This window comes from Burkholderia sp. HI2500, assembly GCF_002223055.1.
Lineage (GTDB): Bacteria > Pseudomonadota > Gammaproteobacteria > Burkholderiales > Burkholderiaceae > Burkholderia.
This window is the reverse complement of the sequence record NZ_NKFL01000006.1, coordinates 1,189,658-1,204,006: the sequence shown is the minus strand read 5'-3', so window position 1 is coordinate 1,204,006 and position 14,349 is coordinate 1,189,658. Positions and strand designations below refer to the sequence as shown.

Here is a 14,349-nt window from a genome sequence, read left to right as displayed (position 1 = left end):
TGGCCGGCGGGCGACGACGCATCGTGCCGGTCAGAAGCGCGTGCGCATGCCGATCGTGCCGACGATCTGGTTCGCCGTGCTCGATGCGCCGCCCGAGCCGTTGATGAACGCCTGGTAGCCGCGGCCTGCTGCGTGCTGGTACATCGCTTCCGCGTAGACGTCCGTGCGGCGCGACAGCTTGTAGACGGCCTGCAGGTCGACCTGGTGCCACTTCGGATCGGTGCCATGTTTGCTGTCGGGGTTCGACACGCTGGCGTCCGTGTACACGTAGGCCGCGCCGAGGCTGACGGCCGGCGTCACCGCATAGCGCACGTTCACGTCGTAGTTGTTGAACGCGACCTGGCCGGTCGAGCCGAACGAACCCGTGTTGTCGTACTGCGAACGCGTATAGACGAAGCCGACGGTGGCCGGGCCGAACCCGTAGCTGATGCCGCCGCCGTACGAACGCATGCGGTCCGAGCCGATCGACCAGCCGCCCTGGTTCAGGCTCTTTGCTTCGGCCGCATCGGTCGCGCCGGGGCTCGCGCTCGTCGAGCCCTTCGTGCCGTTCATCTGCAGGTACGCGCCGGCCAGTTTCAGCGGGCCGTTCGTGTAGCTCGCCGCGACGCTGTACGCGCGGTTCGCGCCGAAGTTGGTCGCGTTCGAGAACGCGACCATCGCGCCGACCTTGAGGCCCGCATAGGTCTCGCTCGTGTACTTGACCGCGTTGTTGATGCGCAGCGAGTGGTTCAGGTTGTCGTTGTCGAACGGATGCGCGAAGCTCGCGTCGCCGAGGTCGCCGGCCGTGGCCGACAGCGGCGCGACGAAGTCGACCATCGTGTCGTACTGGCGGCCGAGCGTCAGCGTGCCAAAGCCGTTCTGGCTCAGGCCGACGTACGCGTGGCGGCCGAACAGCTTGCCGTCCTGCCCGAGCCCGCCGTTGTTCACGTTGAAGCCGTTCTCGAGCACGAACAGCGCCTTCAGGCCGCCGCCGAGATCCTCGGTGCCGCGAAACCCGACGCGGCTGCCGTTGACGGTGCCGCTGTTCAGGCGCCACAGCGACGCGCCGTTCGCGTTGTTGGTGTAGACGATGCCGGCATCGATCAGGCCGTACAGCGTGACCGAACTCTGTGCGTGAGCGAGCGGGGCGAACAGGGCGGCGGTGCATGCGCCGGCGATGAGGGTTTTTTTCAAGTCAGGGCTCCTGCGTGTGGGACTGGGAACGAAAGTTCGGCGCAAGTGTAGGGGCGCATCGCGCGCGCAAGGCCGCCGGGGCGGCGAGCGGACCTTTCCGGATCCCGCAAGAGTCCTTCACAAAACTGACACGATGTGCCGCGCGCGCGTGGCGCCGGCGGTTATTGCGTGGTCGTGTGCGGCTGGCATCCGTTCATCGAGGCGTGCCTGTCGCGTCGTTGCAACATGCGCGGCGTGCGGTACGGCGGTTGATCGGCGCGTCCGGCGAATCTCGTCGTGCTTGATGCGGACAGCGACGACGAAGCGGTGCGGCGACAGGCCAAGGCCACGCTGTCGATCCGCCAGGGAAAGCGATCTGCGGCGCGAACCTGAGCGCGTCATATATCCGGATTGAGGTGAACGGCGGGCGACTTGGGCCCGTCAGATGCCATGTATGCGCAAAATGCATCAGTCGATTCTAAAAATACGTTTGTCTCATGATGGGGCGCCGGCCTACGATGCGGTCCTGACGGCGGCGTGCATGTTGCGCGCCGTCTTTTCGATTCCATTCGCCGACACCATGCGCCCCGATCTCCCGTCCGCCCCCGCATCCTCCTCGCCGGCCGCCAGCCCGTTCGCGCGCGTGGCCGTCGTCACGATCCTGACCGGCATCGGCGCGGGCCTCGGCGGCATGCTGCTCGCGCTGCTGCTGCATGCGATCCAGCACGTCGCGTACGGCTACAGCGTCGCGCACGTGATCGGCACCGAGAGCTTCCTCATCGGCGTGACCGGCGCCGATCCGCTGCGCCGCCTCGCGGTGCTGGTCGTCTGCGGGATCGTTGCCGGCGGCGGCTGGTGGGCGTTGTACCGGTATGGCCGGCCGCTCGTCAGCATTCGCCGCGCGGTGCGTGCAGCCGATCCGCGGATGCCGGTCGTCAGCACGACGGTTCACGCGCTGCTGCAGATCGTCACCGTCGCGCTCGGCTCGCCGCTCGGCCGCGAAGTCGCGCCGCGCGAGATCGGTTCGCTGCTTGCCGGGCGGCTTGCGCATGCGGCGGGGCTCACGCCCGACGACTGCCGGCTGATGGTCGCGTGCGGTGCCGGTGCGGGGCTCGCTGCCGTCTATAACGTGCCGCTCGGCGGCGCGATCTTCGTGCTCGAAGTGCTGCTCGGCACGTTCGAACTGCGTGCGCTGGTCGTGGCGGTCGCGACGTCGGCGATCGCCGCGGCCGTTGCGTGGATCGGCCTCGGCAACGAACACCAGTACACGGTGCCGCCGTTCGTGCTGAGCACGCCGCTGGTGGCGTGGTCGATCGTCTGCGGTCCGCTGTTCGGCTTCGCCGCGTACGGCTTCGTGCGGCTCACCACACGTGCCCGGGCGAACGCGCCGAAAGACGGGCGGTTGCCGGTGCTCGCACTGATCAACTTCGCGGTGATCGGCGTGCTCGCGATGGGGGTTCCGCCCTTGCTCGGCAACGGCAAGGGCCCGGCGTCGCTGGGCTTCGACGGCACGTTGACCATCGGTTTCGCCGCGGCGCTGCTCGTGCTGAAGGTGCTGATCGAGGCCGGCAGCCTGCGGGCGGGTGCGGAAGGCGGCCTGCTGACGCCGGGCCTTGCGAACGGCGCGCTGCTCGGCGTCGTGCTCGGCGGGCTGTGGAGCCTCGTGTGGCCGGGCGCGTCGATCGGCGGATGCGCACTGATCGGCGCGACCGCGTTCCTCGCCGCGTCGATGCAGATGCCGATCACGGCGGTCGTACTGCTGCTCGAATTCACGCGCGCGGATCACGACAGCCTCGTGCCGATGCTGCTTGCCGTGGCCGGCTCGCTCGTTGCGTACCGGTTCATGCAGCTGCTGGCGGAGCGGCGCGAATACGCGGTCGCGACGGTGCGTGCGCGCGCGCATCGGTGACGGCGCGTTAGCGCGGCGAACTCGTTCGAATCCTTCGCATGCGGCGCCTGGGGCGCCGCATGCTGTTTCTTGCTCCCTCGTTTCCCGGTTGCATCGCTGCGCTTACCAATCCAACTTACGGTCTCGATGCAGATGGTATTGACGTTCCTCTTCCTTTAAAAGCGAGGAATTCCCACAACTGGCGATGCACGTCCGCATCGGAGAATGTTCAGCGCAGCGTTGATATCACGATCATGCTCGACACCACAGTCACTGCAGGCCCACTCTCTTATTCGCAGTCCCGCGATACCTTTCGGCCGCGTCGTGCTGTCTTTCGATCCGCACGCCGAACAGGACTGGGTAGAACCGCTTTCGTCGACTTCCTCGAACGTGGCCCCGTGCGCGATCGCTTTGTAGCGGAGCTTGTTTCGGAAGGACGACCAGGATGCGTCGTAGACGCTCTTCGCCATCCTGGTTCTGGCGAGTTTGGCGGCCGACACGTTGCCAACCGCGATGTAATCGAAACGCCGCACCAGATCGAGCGCGAGCTTATGCTGGAAATCGGCACGGGCATTCGCCACCTTGGCGTGCAGCTTCGCGATATGCCGCTTGTGCTTTCGTGCCCGTTGCGCTTTCGCCAGCTTTTCCGCCGCTCGTCGACCGAACCGGTCGTTAGGCAGTTTCTCGCCGGTCGAAAGTGTGGCGAAGTCTTTCAGGCCGAGATCGATGCCGACGCCGGAACGGACCGGGCGGGCCTGCACATCGGGCATCTCGATCACGATGTTCAGAAACCAGTTGCCGCGTGCATCCTGCGCAAAGTTGGTCCCGTCCTTGATCTTGCCTTCGGGAAGCGGTCGGCTGTTGAACACGCGAAAGGTGTTGCCGGCGAAACGGAACGCGTCACCCTCACGCTTCAGGTCACGGCCCTTCAGCGGCACCCAGCCCAGCGATTTCCTGCCGCGATAGCGCAGGTAGGGCCGACGGTGTTGGCTGCGCGACTTCGCGTATTGCTCGCAGGTTGCGTTGACGGTGCCCGAGTGGATGCCGAGTTCCTTGCTGGCACCGGTCGTCAACACGTTCAGGTCGAAACCCGTCGGCCACTTCTTGCGCCACTTGAGCGCGTGCTTTTGCGTGTCGTTGCAGAAGTTCCAGACGTAGTTCACCGCACGGCTCTGCTTGTTAAGCAGGCCATTGAGCGACTTCACCCGGTAGCGATAGACAACAATCATGCTGATCACTCTAGCGTTCGAGTGCTTTCTGTCAACGGTGCATTATTTCCTGATCGTAACCGGTGAGTTTTTCTTGGGTGATTGAAGTCGCGTACAACGAACGAGTGTGCGAGTCTGGACTCAATTGCGTGACAGCATGGCATCCCGCTCGTGCCCGTGCCGCAACGCGAGGCTGGCGAACGCCGCGATGACGAGCGCGGCCGCCAGCAGCGTCAACCCGTTCTTCGCATTGCCGGTGGCCTGTTCGATCGCACCGACGACGGTCGGTCCGACGAAGCCGCCGAGCAACCCGCACGTATTCACCAGTCCGAGTCCGCCGGCCAGAGCGTTACCGGCGAGCCGCGACGCGGGAAACGTGAAGACGATCGACTGAACGACGAAGAACATGAATGCGGCCACGCACACGCACAGGAGCCCCGCGGCAGGCGACGCATGCGCGGCGCCGGCCATCCCGGCCGCCATCACGACCAGCCCCGCACACAGCATCCGGCGCGAATGCCGCGACTCGCGCGCAAAGCGCGGCAGCGTGGCGGCGCCGCAGGCGGCGGCGAGCCAGGGCAGCGCGGTCAACAACCCGACCGCGAACGGCGAGAAGCGTCCCGATGCGCCGATGATGCCCGGCAGGAAGAAAATCACCGTGTAGATGGTCAACTGGTGGCAGAAGTACACGAAGATCGCGAGCCAGATCTGCGGATCGCGCAGCGCGGTGCCGAATGCATGGCCGCCGTGCGCGCCGGCGCCCGCATCCTGCTCGGCGGCCAGCGTGCGTTCGAGCGCGCGCCCGGTTTCCGGGGAGAGCCACGGCGCGGTGCTCGGACGATCCGGCAGCCGTGTCCACACGACGAATGCGAGCAGGATCGCCGGAATGCCTTCGACGACGAACAGCCATTGCCAGCCGTGGAAGCCGAGCGTGCCGTCGAGCTCGATGAGCGCGCCGGCCAGCGGCCCGCCGACGATGTTTGCGATGCACACGCCCAGCAGGAAATAGCCGGTTGCGCGCGCACGCTCCTCGCGGCCGAACCAGTACGTCAGGTACAGCATCACGCCGGGAAACAGGCCGGCTTCGGCGGCCCCGAGCAGCAGGCGCATCACGTAGAACGACGTCTCGCCGCTGACGAACGCCATCGCGACCGATAGTGCGCCCCACGTAATCATGATCCGCGTGATCCAGAAGCGCGCGCCGACGCGATGCATGATCAGGTTGCTCGGAATTTCGAAGAGCGCATAGGTCAGGAAGAACAGCCCCGCGCCGAGTCCGTACGCGGCCGATGAAATGCCGAGATCGACCCCCATCGAATGTTTGGCGAACGCGATGTTGGTGCGGTCGAGGAAGCTGATCACATACGCGGCGATCAGCAGCGGCAGGAGTTTGCGGAACAGCAGCCGGTTCAGCGACGCGCTCGCGTCGCCGGCGGCGGAAGACAGGGCCTGGGCGTGATGAGTGGACATGCGGACGACTCCGGTAAGGGCGAACCGGCGCGCACGGCAAGCACGGTGCGCCGCGTTCGACAGATGCCGCTGCGATGCATGCAGCGGATGGGCAGACGACGGAGCCGCGCCGGCAGCGCTCGAACGGAGCGGGGCGATGATGGGCGTCCTGGCGCCGGCCGGCTCGGGCCGGCGCCTTGTCACTGCGCTTGTGGATTCTGGTGTTGGGGCGTTACCCGGCGATCAGAAATTCACCGCGTCGCCGCCCTTGAGTGCGAGCATCGCGCGCGCCTCGGCCGGTGTCGCGATCTCGAGCGACAGGCCCTCGAGCACCTGTCGCATTTTCAGGACCTGCGCGGCGCTCGATTCCGCGAGCTTGCCCGGCGCGATCCACAGCGAATCCTCGAGCCCGACACGCACGTTCGCGCCTTGGGCCGCCCCGATCGTCGCCAGCGGAATCTGGTTGCGGCCGGCGCCGAGGATCGACCACACGTAATCGCTGCCGAACAGGCGGTCGGCCGTGCGGCGCATGTGCATCAGGTCTTCCGGGTGTGCGCCGATCCCGCCGAGCAGGCCGAACACGCTTTGCACGAAGAACGGCGGCTTCGCGAGCCCGCGGTCGACAAAATGCGCAAGGTTGTACAGGTGCGAGATGTCGTAGCATTCGAATTCGAAGCGCGTGCCGTTCGCCCCGCAGCGCGTGAGGATCGTTTCGATATCGGCGAACGTGTTCTTGAACACGAGGTCGCGGCTCTTCTCGAGATGTTCGCGTTCCCACGGATGCTTCAGCTCGCGAAAGCGCTCGAGCATCGGGTACAGCCCGAAGTTCATCGAGCCCATGTTCAGCGATGCGACTTCGGGCTGGAAATGCAGGGCGGGCTGGAGGCGTTCGTCGACCGTCATGTGCGGGCTGCCGCCCGACGTGAGGTTGATCACCGCGTCGGTTTGCGCCTTGATGCGCGGCAGGAATTCGGCGAACACGGCCGGATCCTGGGTCGGCTTGCCGTCGGACGGATTGCGTGCGTGGAGATGCAGGATCGCTGCGCCGGCCTCGGCGGCTGCGACGGCGGCGGTTTCGATCTCGTGCGGCGTGACGGGCAGGTACGGCGACATCGACGGCGTATGGATCGCGCCGGTCGGCGCACAGGTGATGATGACTTTGCGAGCGTTGGCCATGGATGGATTCCTTTCGGTGAACGATGCAGGGTGCGTCAGAGCACTTCGACGTTGCCGCAGACGGAGATCGCTTGGCCCGTGATCCCGTGCCCGCCCGGCGAGCACAGGAACAGTGCGGTTGCGGCGATCTCGGCCGGATCGGTCATGCGCCGCAGCGAGATCTTCTCGAGATAGCGCGTCTCCATTTCGTCGTAACCGATGCCGAGCTGCTGCGCCCGTGCCTGGATCACGCGGCGCATCCGCGGGCCGCGCACGATGCCGGGTTGAATGGCGTTCACGCGAATGCCGAGCGGGCCGAGTTCGATCGCGAGGCTCTTCACGAGGCCGACCACGGCCCATTTGGTTGCCGCATACGGCGTGCGGAACGCGTAACCGAGCCGGCCTGCGACCGACGACAGCGCGATGATCGCGCCGCCGTGCTTCGCGTCGCGCAGCAGCGGCACCGCGTGGCGCGCGAACTGGAATTGCGCGGTCAGGTTGATCGCGACGGTTTGTTCCCACTGCACCGGGTCGATCTCGTCGATGCCGCCGGTCGGACCGGCGATGCCGGCATTGTTGACGAGCACGTCGAGGCCGCCGAGCGTGGCCGATACGTTGGCGAACACGCGTTCGACGGCAGCCGGATCGGAGACGTCGGCCAGCGTCGCGCTGATCGCGCCGGCTCCGGCGCGCGGCGGCCGGTCGGCGAGCGCTGCAATCGCGGCTTGCGACGCGTCGCATACATGCACGTGCGCGCCGCATTCGGCGAACGCGTCCGCGATTTCAAGACCGATGCCCGATGCGCCGCCCGTCACGAGGACGCGCAGGCCGTCATAGGGTTTCAGCAGGTCGGAAGCTGTCATGCCGGGTTGTCTCCATCGTTGATGTAGTCGGATCGCGGACGCTCGCGACCGGGCGCCCTCGGCAGGCGGCCGCTACGGCTTCGCGTTCACGGTCCGCGGGGTCCGTTCCGCCCGCAGCGTCTCGGCGAGATCGTGTGCCGCGCCGCCGATGTCGAGCGCGATGCCGGCGCGCACGCCTGCGCCGTCGCGCCGTTCGAGCGCATCGACGATGGCGCGGTGCGCATCCATCGAGCGCCGCATGTGCGGGATGTCGAGCGCGACCATGTTGAGGAAGGGGCCGACGCGCATCCACAGGTTCTCGACGATCGCGAGCGTGCTTTCGCTTGCGCCGTGCGCGTAGATCGCGCTGTGGAACGCGAAATTGCTTTGCAGGTAAGCGCGCGAGCGGCCTGCCTCGGCGTGAGCCTGCATCGTCTCGCAGGTCTTGCGGACGGCCGCGATCTGCGCGTCGGTCATCCGGGCGCATGCGCGTTCGGCGATGCAGCCTTCGAGCGCGATTCGCACGTCGCGCAGTTCGTCGAGCATGTCGAGCGTCATCGGCGGCACGACGAGTGCGCGGTTCGGGCCGTCGACCAGTGCGCGTTCGGCGCGCAGCCGCGTGAGCGCCGCACGCACGGGCATCGTCGACGAACCGACCGCTTCCGCGACGCTGCGCAGGCTCAGCGCCTGGCCGGGCGCGAAACGGCCGCTCATCAGCGCTTCGCGCAGTTGCTGGTAGACCTTGTCGGCCATCGTTTCCTGTTCGATGGCTTTGAGGGCGGGCGGGACGATACGAGGCGCCAAGGCGGGTTCTCCTGGGTTTGATCTGCGATCTGTGATCACACTTGCGATGTGCGAATTGTGGTCGCCGGAGCGTGTGGAGTCAAGGCGAACGGGATCGGGGAAAACGAGGGGGCGAAGCAGAAGAAGGATCGGCGTCCGGCAAGTCGGCATCCTTACAAAAAACTTTCCAATCGCGCATCATGACTCCCTGATTCGATGGATTCGAAGGTATTCGTAGCACAGAGCCGTCGCGAGTCTTCGATGCGCTTCCTCGAGTCGAATTCATTACTACAACAAGGAGCCAAAGTGAAACGACCATCATTTGCCGTTGCGTGGGCGGCATCCCAGCGAATCTACGACCCGGCAAATTCCGGGGAGCGCGTCGCGAAAGTGATCGGCGGATACGTTGCGAAGAACGTCAACAATCCGAACCCGGCAGAGCAATGGAGCAATACTTGCGCGGTGAGGATGAGTTATATCCTGGGTGAAGCAGGTATGGTGATACCGCGAATCCCGGAACAAACGGTATCGGGTGGAGACAATCGGCAATACTTTTTTCGTGTCAGGGACTTGATTCGTTTTCTCGAGCAACGATGGGGGAAGGCTGACGGCGTCAAATACCCGCCGTCGAACGGAGGGCCACTTGCGGGTCGGCGGGGTGTCATCCTGTTCGAGGTGTCGGGGTGGCGCGATGCACAGGGCCACGCCACGTTGTTCAACGGGCGAACGTGTTACGACCATTGTTACTTCAACGAACCCGGCGCGCGGTATCGTACCGATCGCGCAAATTTTTGGAGCCTGTCATGAGGGGAGTCCGGATCGCTGCCGCGTTGGCGTGCATCGCGTTTCAACCGGCGATGGTCGTGGCGAAAGACGCCGCACAAACGTCGCCTGAGGCCGGCTCACGAACTTACCTCTGGAACTTCAAGGACATGGTGCTCGCGGAGTGCCTGGCTACCGCATACAAGCAGGCGCCCGGCGCGAGCAAGGACATCGGCAGCAGCACCAGCGCGTTGCGCGACTGGACCTACTACGACATGGAGCGTGCGCCGGACGTCATTCATGCGCTGGTCGCGAAGTATCTGGCCCGCGACTATCGGAATCCGGTCGTCGAATCGGAAGTCGGGGACGTGAAGTTCGACTTCCTGAAATGCATCGATCTGTATCACGGCAAGGAACTGGACGCCGCAGCGAAGCAGCTCGTATTGCGCCCGAACGGTACCTACCGGGCCGAGCATTCGCCGAAGCCGCAGTAGCGATCGAACGCCGGTGCGCCATGCAACGGCGCGCCGTATGCCGTTTCGCCGACGCTATTCAAGCGTCCGGATCGAATTGCTGATCCCGCGCGCGCAGTCGATCACCGCCGGCGCAAGCTTGCGGCGCGCGTCGTCGAACGTCCAGCGGCTCGTCGGTGCGACCACGTGCACGGCCGCGACCGGCTGCCCCTGACTGCCGAGCACGGGTGCGGCAATCGACATATCCCCGATGAACAGTTCTTCCTGGTTGGCCGCGTAGCCTTCGCGCCGCGCGCAATCGAGCAACGCGACGAGATCGTCGAGCGCCGTGACCGTGCGCGGCGTATGCGGCGTGCGCGCCATGCCGTCCAGCCTCACACGCGCTTCTTCCGGCGGCAACGCGCTCAGGAACGCGCGGCCACTGCCGGTGCAGTACATCGGGATACGGCTGCCGATCGGCATGTGGATCGGCACGAACTTGGTCGATACGAAACGCGCGACGTACACCATTTCATCGTCGTCCGGCTCGGTGAGGTTGGTCGTTTCGCCGGTCAGGTTCGTGAGCTCGGACAGGAACGGATTCGCGACGTCGATCAACGTATCGGCCGCGAGATAGTTGAAGCCGATCCGCATCACGTGCGGCGTGAGCTGGTAGCGCCGCGTAACCGGATGCTTGCGGATGTAACCGAGCTTCTCGAGCGTATAGACCATCCGCTGCGCCGAGCTTTTCGTCATGCCGGCCGCGTCGGCCACTTCCGCCAGCGTCATCGTGCGCCGCTTCGCGCTGAACGCGCGCAACACGTTCAGCCCTTTCTCCAGCGACTGGTTGAACAGCAGGTCGTTTGACTGATCGGGCGACGTTTCCATGAGCAAGGGGCCGAATCGATTCGATATCGCATCATATCGTATCGCATATCGATACACAAAAATCTTTTTACGATATTTTTGATTCGTTTTAAGATCGGGTCATCGTCGCAGTGTCGATCCGCGACCGGCCGGCGCACCGAAGTATTCGAGAAGGAGACATCATGGTTTCGTTCATCAAGCGGTTCGGCGCACTGGCCGCCGGTTTCGCCACCTGCATCGCTTTCTCCACGGCATCGGCCGGCGCCGTCGCGGCCGAGCCCACGCTGAAGGTCGGCGCGACGGCCACCGGCGTGCCGTTCACGTTTCTCGACGTCAAGAGCAATTCGATCCAGGGGATGATGGTCGATGCGATCACCGCGGCCGGGAAGTCGGCCGGGTTTCGCGTCGACGTGCAGCAGACCGTGTTCTCGGCGCTGATTCCGTCGCTCACCACGCAGAAGATCGACATCATCTCGGCCGCGATGCTGAAAACGCCGGCGCGCCAGCAGGTCGTCGACTTCTCCGACACGGTCTATACATTCGGCGAAGGCCTGGTCGTGAAGGCGGACGACCCGGGCCGCTATACGTCGATGGACGACTTCAAGGGGCAGGTGGTCGGCGCGCAGGTCGGCACGGCGTTCGTCGACGCACTCAACAAGAAGGGCATCTTCAAGGAAGTCCGCACCTACGATTCGATCGCCGACATCATGCGCGACGTCGCGCTCGGCCGCATCAAGGCCGGCTTCGCCGACCAGCCGATCGTCGCGTATCAGATCGAACACGGCGTCAACCGCCAGGTCCGGCTCGTGCCCGAATACCAGAGCGTCGTGAAGGGGCAGGTCTGCTTCATCGTGCGCAAGGGCGACACGGCGACGCTCGAGCAACTCAACGGCGCGATCCGGAAAATGAAGGGCGACGGCACGCTGCAGCAGATCCTGCAGAAGTGGCACATGAGCTGAGCGCGCGCCCGGGATTCCCGAGCGGTATCGCCCGCGCATCGCGGGCACCCACTGCGACGTGCCGCCGGGCCGTCGCATAGGAGACCTCATGTTTTTTCAGAACGCGATCGATTTCCTGCCGATCCTGCTGAAGGGGGCGGTGGTCACGATCGAGATCACGGCATGCGCGTTCGTGCTCAGCTCGGTGCTCGGGCTGATCCTCGCGTTGCTGAAGGTGTCGCCCAACCGTGCCGTGTCGACGGTCGGGAGCACGGTCGTCAACGTGATTCGCGGCCTGCCGATCATCGTGCAGCTGTTCTACATGTACTTCGTGTTGCCCGATCTCGGCATCCAGCTGTCGGCATTCCAGGCCGGGGTGCTCGGTCTCGGCATCGCGTATTCGGCCTACCAGGCGGAAAACTTCCGCGCGGGCATCGAGGCGATCGACCGTGGCCAGATCGAAGCCGCGCACGCGATCGGCATGCGCGGGCCGATGATCATGCGGCGCGTGGTGCTGCCGCAGGCGTTCCGCATCGCGCTGCCGCCTTACGGCAACACGCTGGTGATGCTGCTGAAGGATTCATCGGTCGCGTCGACGATCACGGTCGCGGAGATCACGCGCGCCGGCCAGCTGATCGCGTCGTCGACGTTCCAGAACATGAGCGTCTATACGCTCGTCGCGTTGCTGTATCTCGCGCTCGGCCTGCCGCTGATGTTCGGCGTGAACCGGCTCGGCAAGCGACTCTCGCTGAGGAGAAGCGCATGATCCGGATCGATGCGATACACAAGCGCTTTCAGCAACACGTGGTGCTGAAGGGCGTCAGCCTCGACGTGCAGCAAGGTGAGGTCGTGTGCCTGATCGGGCCGTCCGGCTCGGGCAAGTCGACCGTGCTGCGCTGTATCAACGGCTTCGAGACTTACGACGAAGGATCGATCACGATCGACGGCGTGACGGTCGACGCGCATTCGAAACGGATCCACGAGCTGCGGATGCGGGTCGGCATGGTGTTCCAGCGCTTCAACCTGTTCTCGCATCGCACGGCGCTCGAGAACGTGATGGAAGGGCCGGTCCACGTGCGGCGCACGCCGGCCGCGCAAGCGCGCGAGCAGGCCCGCGCGCTGCTCGACAAGGTCGGGCTCGCGCACCGGATGAATGCGTATCCGTCCGAGCTGTCGGGCGGGCAGCAGCAGCGCGTCGCGATCGCACGCGCGCTCGCGATGGAGCCGCAGGCGATCCTGTTCGACGAACCGACGTCGGCGCTCGACCCCGAACTCGTCGGCGAAGTGCTCGGCGTGATGCGCGGACTCGCGCGCGACGGCATGACCATGGTGGTCGTCACGCACGAAATGGCATTCGCGCGCGAGGTGGCCGATCGCGTGTGTTTCCTGCACGACGGCACCATCTGCGAAAGCGGATCCGCGCGCGACGTGCTCACGCAGCCGAAGCATCCCCGCACGCAGGAATTCCTGCGTCGACTGCTGGCGTCGGACGACGCCGCCAACCCGGATCGAACATGAGTGCAAGGAACGCGGCACCCGGATGGCCCGACGCCCAGTGGCCGGATTCGCTGTGGGCGGCGACCGCCGCGCCGGCGCCCGATACACCCGCGCTCGACGCTTCCGCGTCGTGCGACGTGGCGATCGTCGGCGCCGGCTTTACGGGCCTGTCGACCGCGCTTCACCTGGCCGAACGCGGCGTGAACGTGCGCGTGATCGACGGCGCGCAGCCGGGCTGGGGCGCGTCCGGCCGCAACGGCGGGCAAGTGATCCCCGGCCTGAAATACGACCCCGACGAATTGATCCGCCGGTTCGGCGACGAAGCCGGCGAGCAGCTTGCCGCCGTGGTCGGCGGTGCGGCCGACACGGTATTCGACCTGATCGCGCGGCACGCGATCGACTGCGATGCGCGACGCCACGGCTGGATCCAGCCGGCGCCGACTGCCGCGATGCTCGACACGGTCGCCCGGCGTGCGCGGCAGTGGGCCGCGCGCGGCGCACCGGTCGAACTGCTCGGTCGCGACGAGGTCGCGCGCCGGCTCGGCACGCCTGCGTACGCGGGCGGCTGGATCGATCGCCGCGCGGGCAGCGTGCAGCCGCTCAGCTATACGCGCGGCCTCGTGCGCGCCGCGCAGGCGAGCGGGGCGGTCGTGCACGGGCTGACGCGCGCCGTCGGGCTGACGCGTGCCGACGGCCGCTGGCAGGTCGCGACGGCCGGCGGCGCGACGCTATCAGCGGACCGCGTCGTGATCGCGACCAACGGGTATACGGACGGGCTGTGGCCGGGCTTGCGCCAGTCGGTGATCGCCGCGAACAGCTTCATCGTCGCGACGCAACCGCTCGCGCCGGAACTCGGTCGCGACATCCTCGCCGGCGGCGAGGTCGCATCGGATGCACGGCGCCTGCTGCTGTACTTCCGGCGCGATGCCGCGGGACGCCTGCTGATGGGCGGCCGCGGCCCGTTCGCGGAACCGCGTGCGACGAGCGACTGGCGCCATCTCGAGCGTGCGACGACGCTGCTGTATCCGCAACTGAAGGGAGTCCGGTTCGAGTACCGCTGGGCCGGGCGCGTCGCGATCACCGCGGACTTCATGCCGCACGTGCACGAGCCCGCGCCGGGCGTGACGATCGCGCTCGGCTACAACGGGCGCGGCATCGCGATGGCGACGACGCTCGGCAAGCATCTGGCCGCGCACCTGTCGGGCGATGCGCAACTGCCGCTGCCGTTCCGGCGCACGCCGATCCGGCCCATTCCGTTTCACGGGCTGCAGCGCTTCTATATCGCGGCCGGCGTGGCCTGGTATCGGCTGCTCGACAGCCTGTCGTGACGCAGGCGAGACGCCGAGTCGCCACCCG

General features: G+C 66.1%; 14 protein-coding genes and 1 pseudogene. 8 read left to right on the top strand and 7 right to left on the bottom strand.

Features of this window, described 5'->3' with window-relative positions:
- Nucleotides 1-30: 30 nt before the first annotated feature.
- Nucleotides 31-1,173 carry a porin gene (locus CFB45_RS23165; protein WP_089427553.1) on the bottom strand — a complete coding sequence of 381 codons (1,143 nt, stop codon included), beginning with the start codon at nt 1,171-1,173 and terminating at the stop codon, nt 31-33.
- Between the two features lie 258 nt (nt 1,174-1,431).
- On the opposite strand from CFB45_RS23165, the pseudogene CFB45_RS39550 reads away from it, so the two are divergent.
- Both CFB45_RS39550 and CFB45_RS23160 read left to right on the top strand, forming a co-directional pair.
- Nucleotides 1,432-1,567: pseudogene (locus CFB45_RS39550) on the top strand (cytosine deaminase); the annotation flags it as partial.
- Nucleotides 1,568-1,732: 165 nt separating this feature from the next.
- Nucleotides 1,733-3,061: a chloride channel protein gene (locus CFB45_RS23160; RefSeq protein ID WP_089429102.1), complete on the top strand. Its 1,329-nt coding sequence runs from the start codon at nt 1,733-1,735 to the stop codon at nt 3,059-3,061.
- A 155-nt stretch (nt 3,062-3,216) separates the two neighbouring features.
- Here the strand turns inward: CFB45_RS23160 and CFB45_RS23155 are convergent, their stop codons facing one another.
- From CFB45_RS23155 to CFB45_RS23135, 5 genes are all read right to left on the bottom strand, one after another.
- Nucleotides 3,217-4,269: an RNA-guided endonuclease InsQ/TnpB family protein gene (locus CFB45_RS23155; RefSeq protein ID WP_089427552.1), complete on the bottom strand. Its 1,053-nt coding sequence runs from the start codon at nt 4,267-4,269 to the stop codon at nt 3,217-3,219.
- 120 nt (nt 4,270-4,389) lie between these two features.
- Complete coding sequence (locus tag CFB45_RS23150) at nt 4,390-5,718, bottom strand: MFS transporter (protein ID WP_089427551.1); 1,329 nt, start codon at nt 5,716-5,718, stop codon at nt 4,390-4,392.
- A gap of 222 nt (nt 5,719-5,940) precedes the next feature.
- Entirely contained in the window at nt 5,941-6,873 is a 933-nt protein-coding gene (locus CFB45_RS23145; protein ID WP_039367298.1) for a 3-keto-5-aminohexanoate cleavage protein, read from the bottom strand.
- Between the two features lie 35 nt (nt 6,874-6,908).
- A complete protein-coding gene (locus CFB45_RS23140; RefSeq protein ID WP_089427550.1) occupies nt 6,909-7,715 on the bottom strand; it encodes an SDR family oxidoreductase in 807 nt (268 codons plus the stop codon).
- 72 nt (nt 7,716-7,787) lie between these two features.
- On the bottom strand, nt 7,788-8,498 hold the full coding sequence (locus CFB45_RS23135; protein WP_089427549.1) for a GntR family transcriptional regulator: 711 nt from the start codon (nt 8,496-8,498) through the stop codon (nt 7,788-7,790).
- Between the two features lie 240 nt (nt 8,499-8,738).
- Between CFB45_RS23135 and CFB45_RS23130 the strand changes: the two genes are divergently transcribed.
- Nucleotides 8,739-9,284 (top strand): type VI secretion system amidase effector protein Tae4, encoded by a 546-nt coding sequence (locus CFB45_RS23130; RefSeq protein ID WP_254600235.1) that lies wholly within the window; start codon nt 8,739-8,741, stop codon nt 9,282-9,284.
- Nucleotides 9,281-9,733 (top strand): type VI secretion system amidase immunity protein Tai4, encoded by a 453-nt coding sequence (locus CFB45_RS23125; RefSeq protein ID WP_089427548.1) that lies wholly within the window; start codon nt 9,281-9,283, stop codon nt 9,731-9,733. The genes CFB45_RS23130 and CFB45_RS23125 overlap by 4 nt, the downstream gene beginning before the upstream one ends.
- A gap of 54 nt (nt 9,734-9,787) precedes the next feature.
- Here CFB45_RS23125 and CFB45_RS23120 read toward each other — a convergent pair whose 3' ends face one another.
- On the bottom strand, nt 9,788-10,579 hold the full coding sequence (locus tag CFB45_RS23120) for an IclR family transcriptional regulator (protein WP_089427547.1): 792 nt from the start codon (nt 10,577-10,579) through the stop codon (nt 9,788-9,790).
- A 161-nt stretch (nt 10,580-10,740) separates the two neighbouring features.
- On the opposite strand from CFB45_RS23120, the gene CFB45_RS23115 reads away from it, so the two are divergent.
- The 4 genes from CFB45_RS23115 (at nt 10,741) to CFB45_RS23100 (ending at nt 14,321) form a co-directional block, all read left to right on the top strand.
- Complete coding sequence (locus tag CFB45_RS23115; protein WP_089427546.1) at nt 10,741-11,517, top strand: ABC transporter substrate-binding protein; 777 nt, start codon at nt 10,741-10,743, stop codon at nt 11,515-11,517.
- Nucleotides 11,518-11,605: 88 nt separating this feature from the next.
- On the top strand, nt 11,606-12,262 hold the full coding sequence (locus CFB45_RS23110) for an amino acid ABC transporter permease (RefSeq protein WP_046547751.1): 657 nt from the start codon (nt 11,606-11,608) through the stop codon (nt 12,260-12,262).
- Entirely contained in the window at nt 12,259-13,014 is a 756-nt protein-coding gene (locus CFB45_RS23105; RefSeq protein WP_089427545.1) for an amino acid ABC transporter ATP-binding protein, read from the top strand. Before CFB45_RS23110 ends, CFB45_RS23105 begins: the two co-directional genes overlap by 4 nt.
- The gene (locus tag CFB45_RS23100) at nt 13,011-14,321 is read left to right on the top strand and encodes an NAD(P)/FAD-dependent oxidoreductase (protein ID WP_089427544.1); all 1,311 of its coding nucleotides are present in this window, start codon (nt 13,011-13,013) and stop codon (nt 14,319-14,321) included. The genes CFB45_RS23105 and CFB45_RS23100 overlap by 4 nt, the downstream gene beginning before the upstream one ends.
- The last annotated feature ends 28 nt before the right edge of the window (nt 14,322-14,349 follow it).

What these genes read in the sequence shown, in the direction of transcription:
- CFB45_RS23130 (WP_254600235.1), top strand. Translation starts at nt 8,739, where the DNA reads ATGCGCTTCCTCGAGTCGAATTCATTACTACAACAAGGAGCCAAAGTG.
- CFB45_RS23155 (WP_089427552.1), bottom strand. Translation starts at nt 4,269, where the DNA reads ATGATTGTTGTCTATCGCTACCGGGTGAAGTCGCTCAATGGCCTGCTT.
- CFB45_RS23145 (WP_039367298.1), bottom strand. Translation starts at nt 6,873, where the DNA reads ATGGCCAACGCTCGCAAAGTCATCATCACCTGTGCGCCGACCGGCGCG.
- CFB45_RS23105 (WP_089427545.1), top strand. Translation starts at nt 12,259, where the DNA reads ATGATCCGGATCGATGCGATACACAAGCGCTTTCAGCAACACGTGGTG.
- CFB45_RS23140 (WP_089427550.1), bottom strand. Translation starts at nt 7,715, where the DNA reads ATGACAGCTTCCGACCTGCTGAAACCCTATGACGGCCTGCGCGTCCTC.
- CFB45_RS23125 (WP_089427548.1), top strand. Translation starts at nt 9,281, where the DNA reads ATGAGGGGAGTCCGGATCGCTGCCGCGTTGGCGTGCATCGCGTTTCAA.
- CFB45_RS23110 (WP_046547751.1), top strand. Translation starts at nt 11,606, where the DNA reads ATGTTTTTTCAGAACGCGATCGATTTCCTGCCGATCCTGCTGAAGGGG.
- CFB45_RS23150 (WP_089427551.1), bottom strand. Translation starts at nt 5,718, where the DNA reads ATGTCCACTCATCACGCCCAGGCCCTGTCTTCCGCCGCCGGCGACGCG.
- CFB45_RS23160 (WP_089429102.1), top strand. Translation starts at nt 1,733, where the DNA reads ATGCGCCCCGATCTCCCGTCCGCCCCCGCATCCTCCTCGCCGGCCGCC.
- CFB45_RS23115 (WP_089427546.1), top strand. Translation starts at nt 10,741, where the DNA reads ATGGTTTCGTTCATCAAGCGGTTCGGCGCACTGGCCGCCGGTTTCGCC.
- CFB45_RS23120 (WP_089427547.1), bottom strand. Translation starts at nt 10,579, where the DNA reads ATGGAAACGTCGCCCGATCAGTCAAACGACCTGCTGTTCAACCAGTCG.
- CFB45_RS23100 (WP_089427544.1), top strand. Translation starts at nt 13,011, where the DNA reads ATGAGTGCAAGGAACGCGGCACCCGGATGGCCCGACGCCCAGTGGCCG.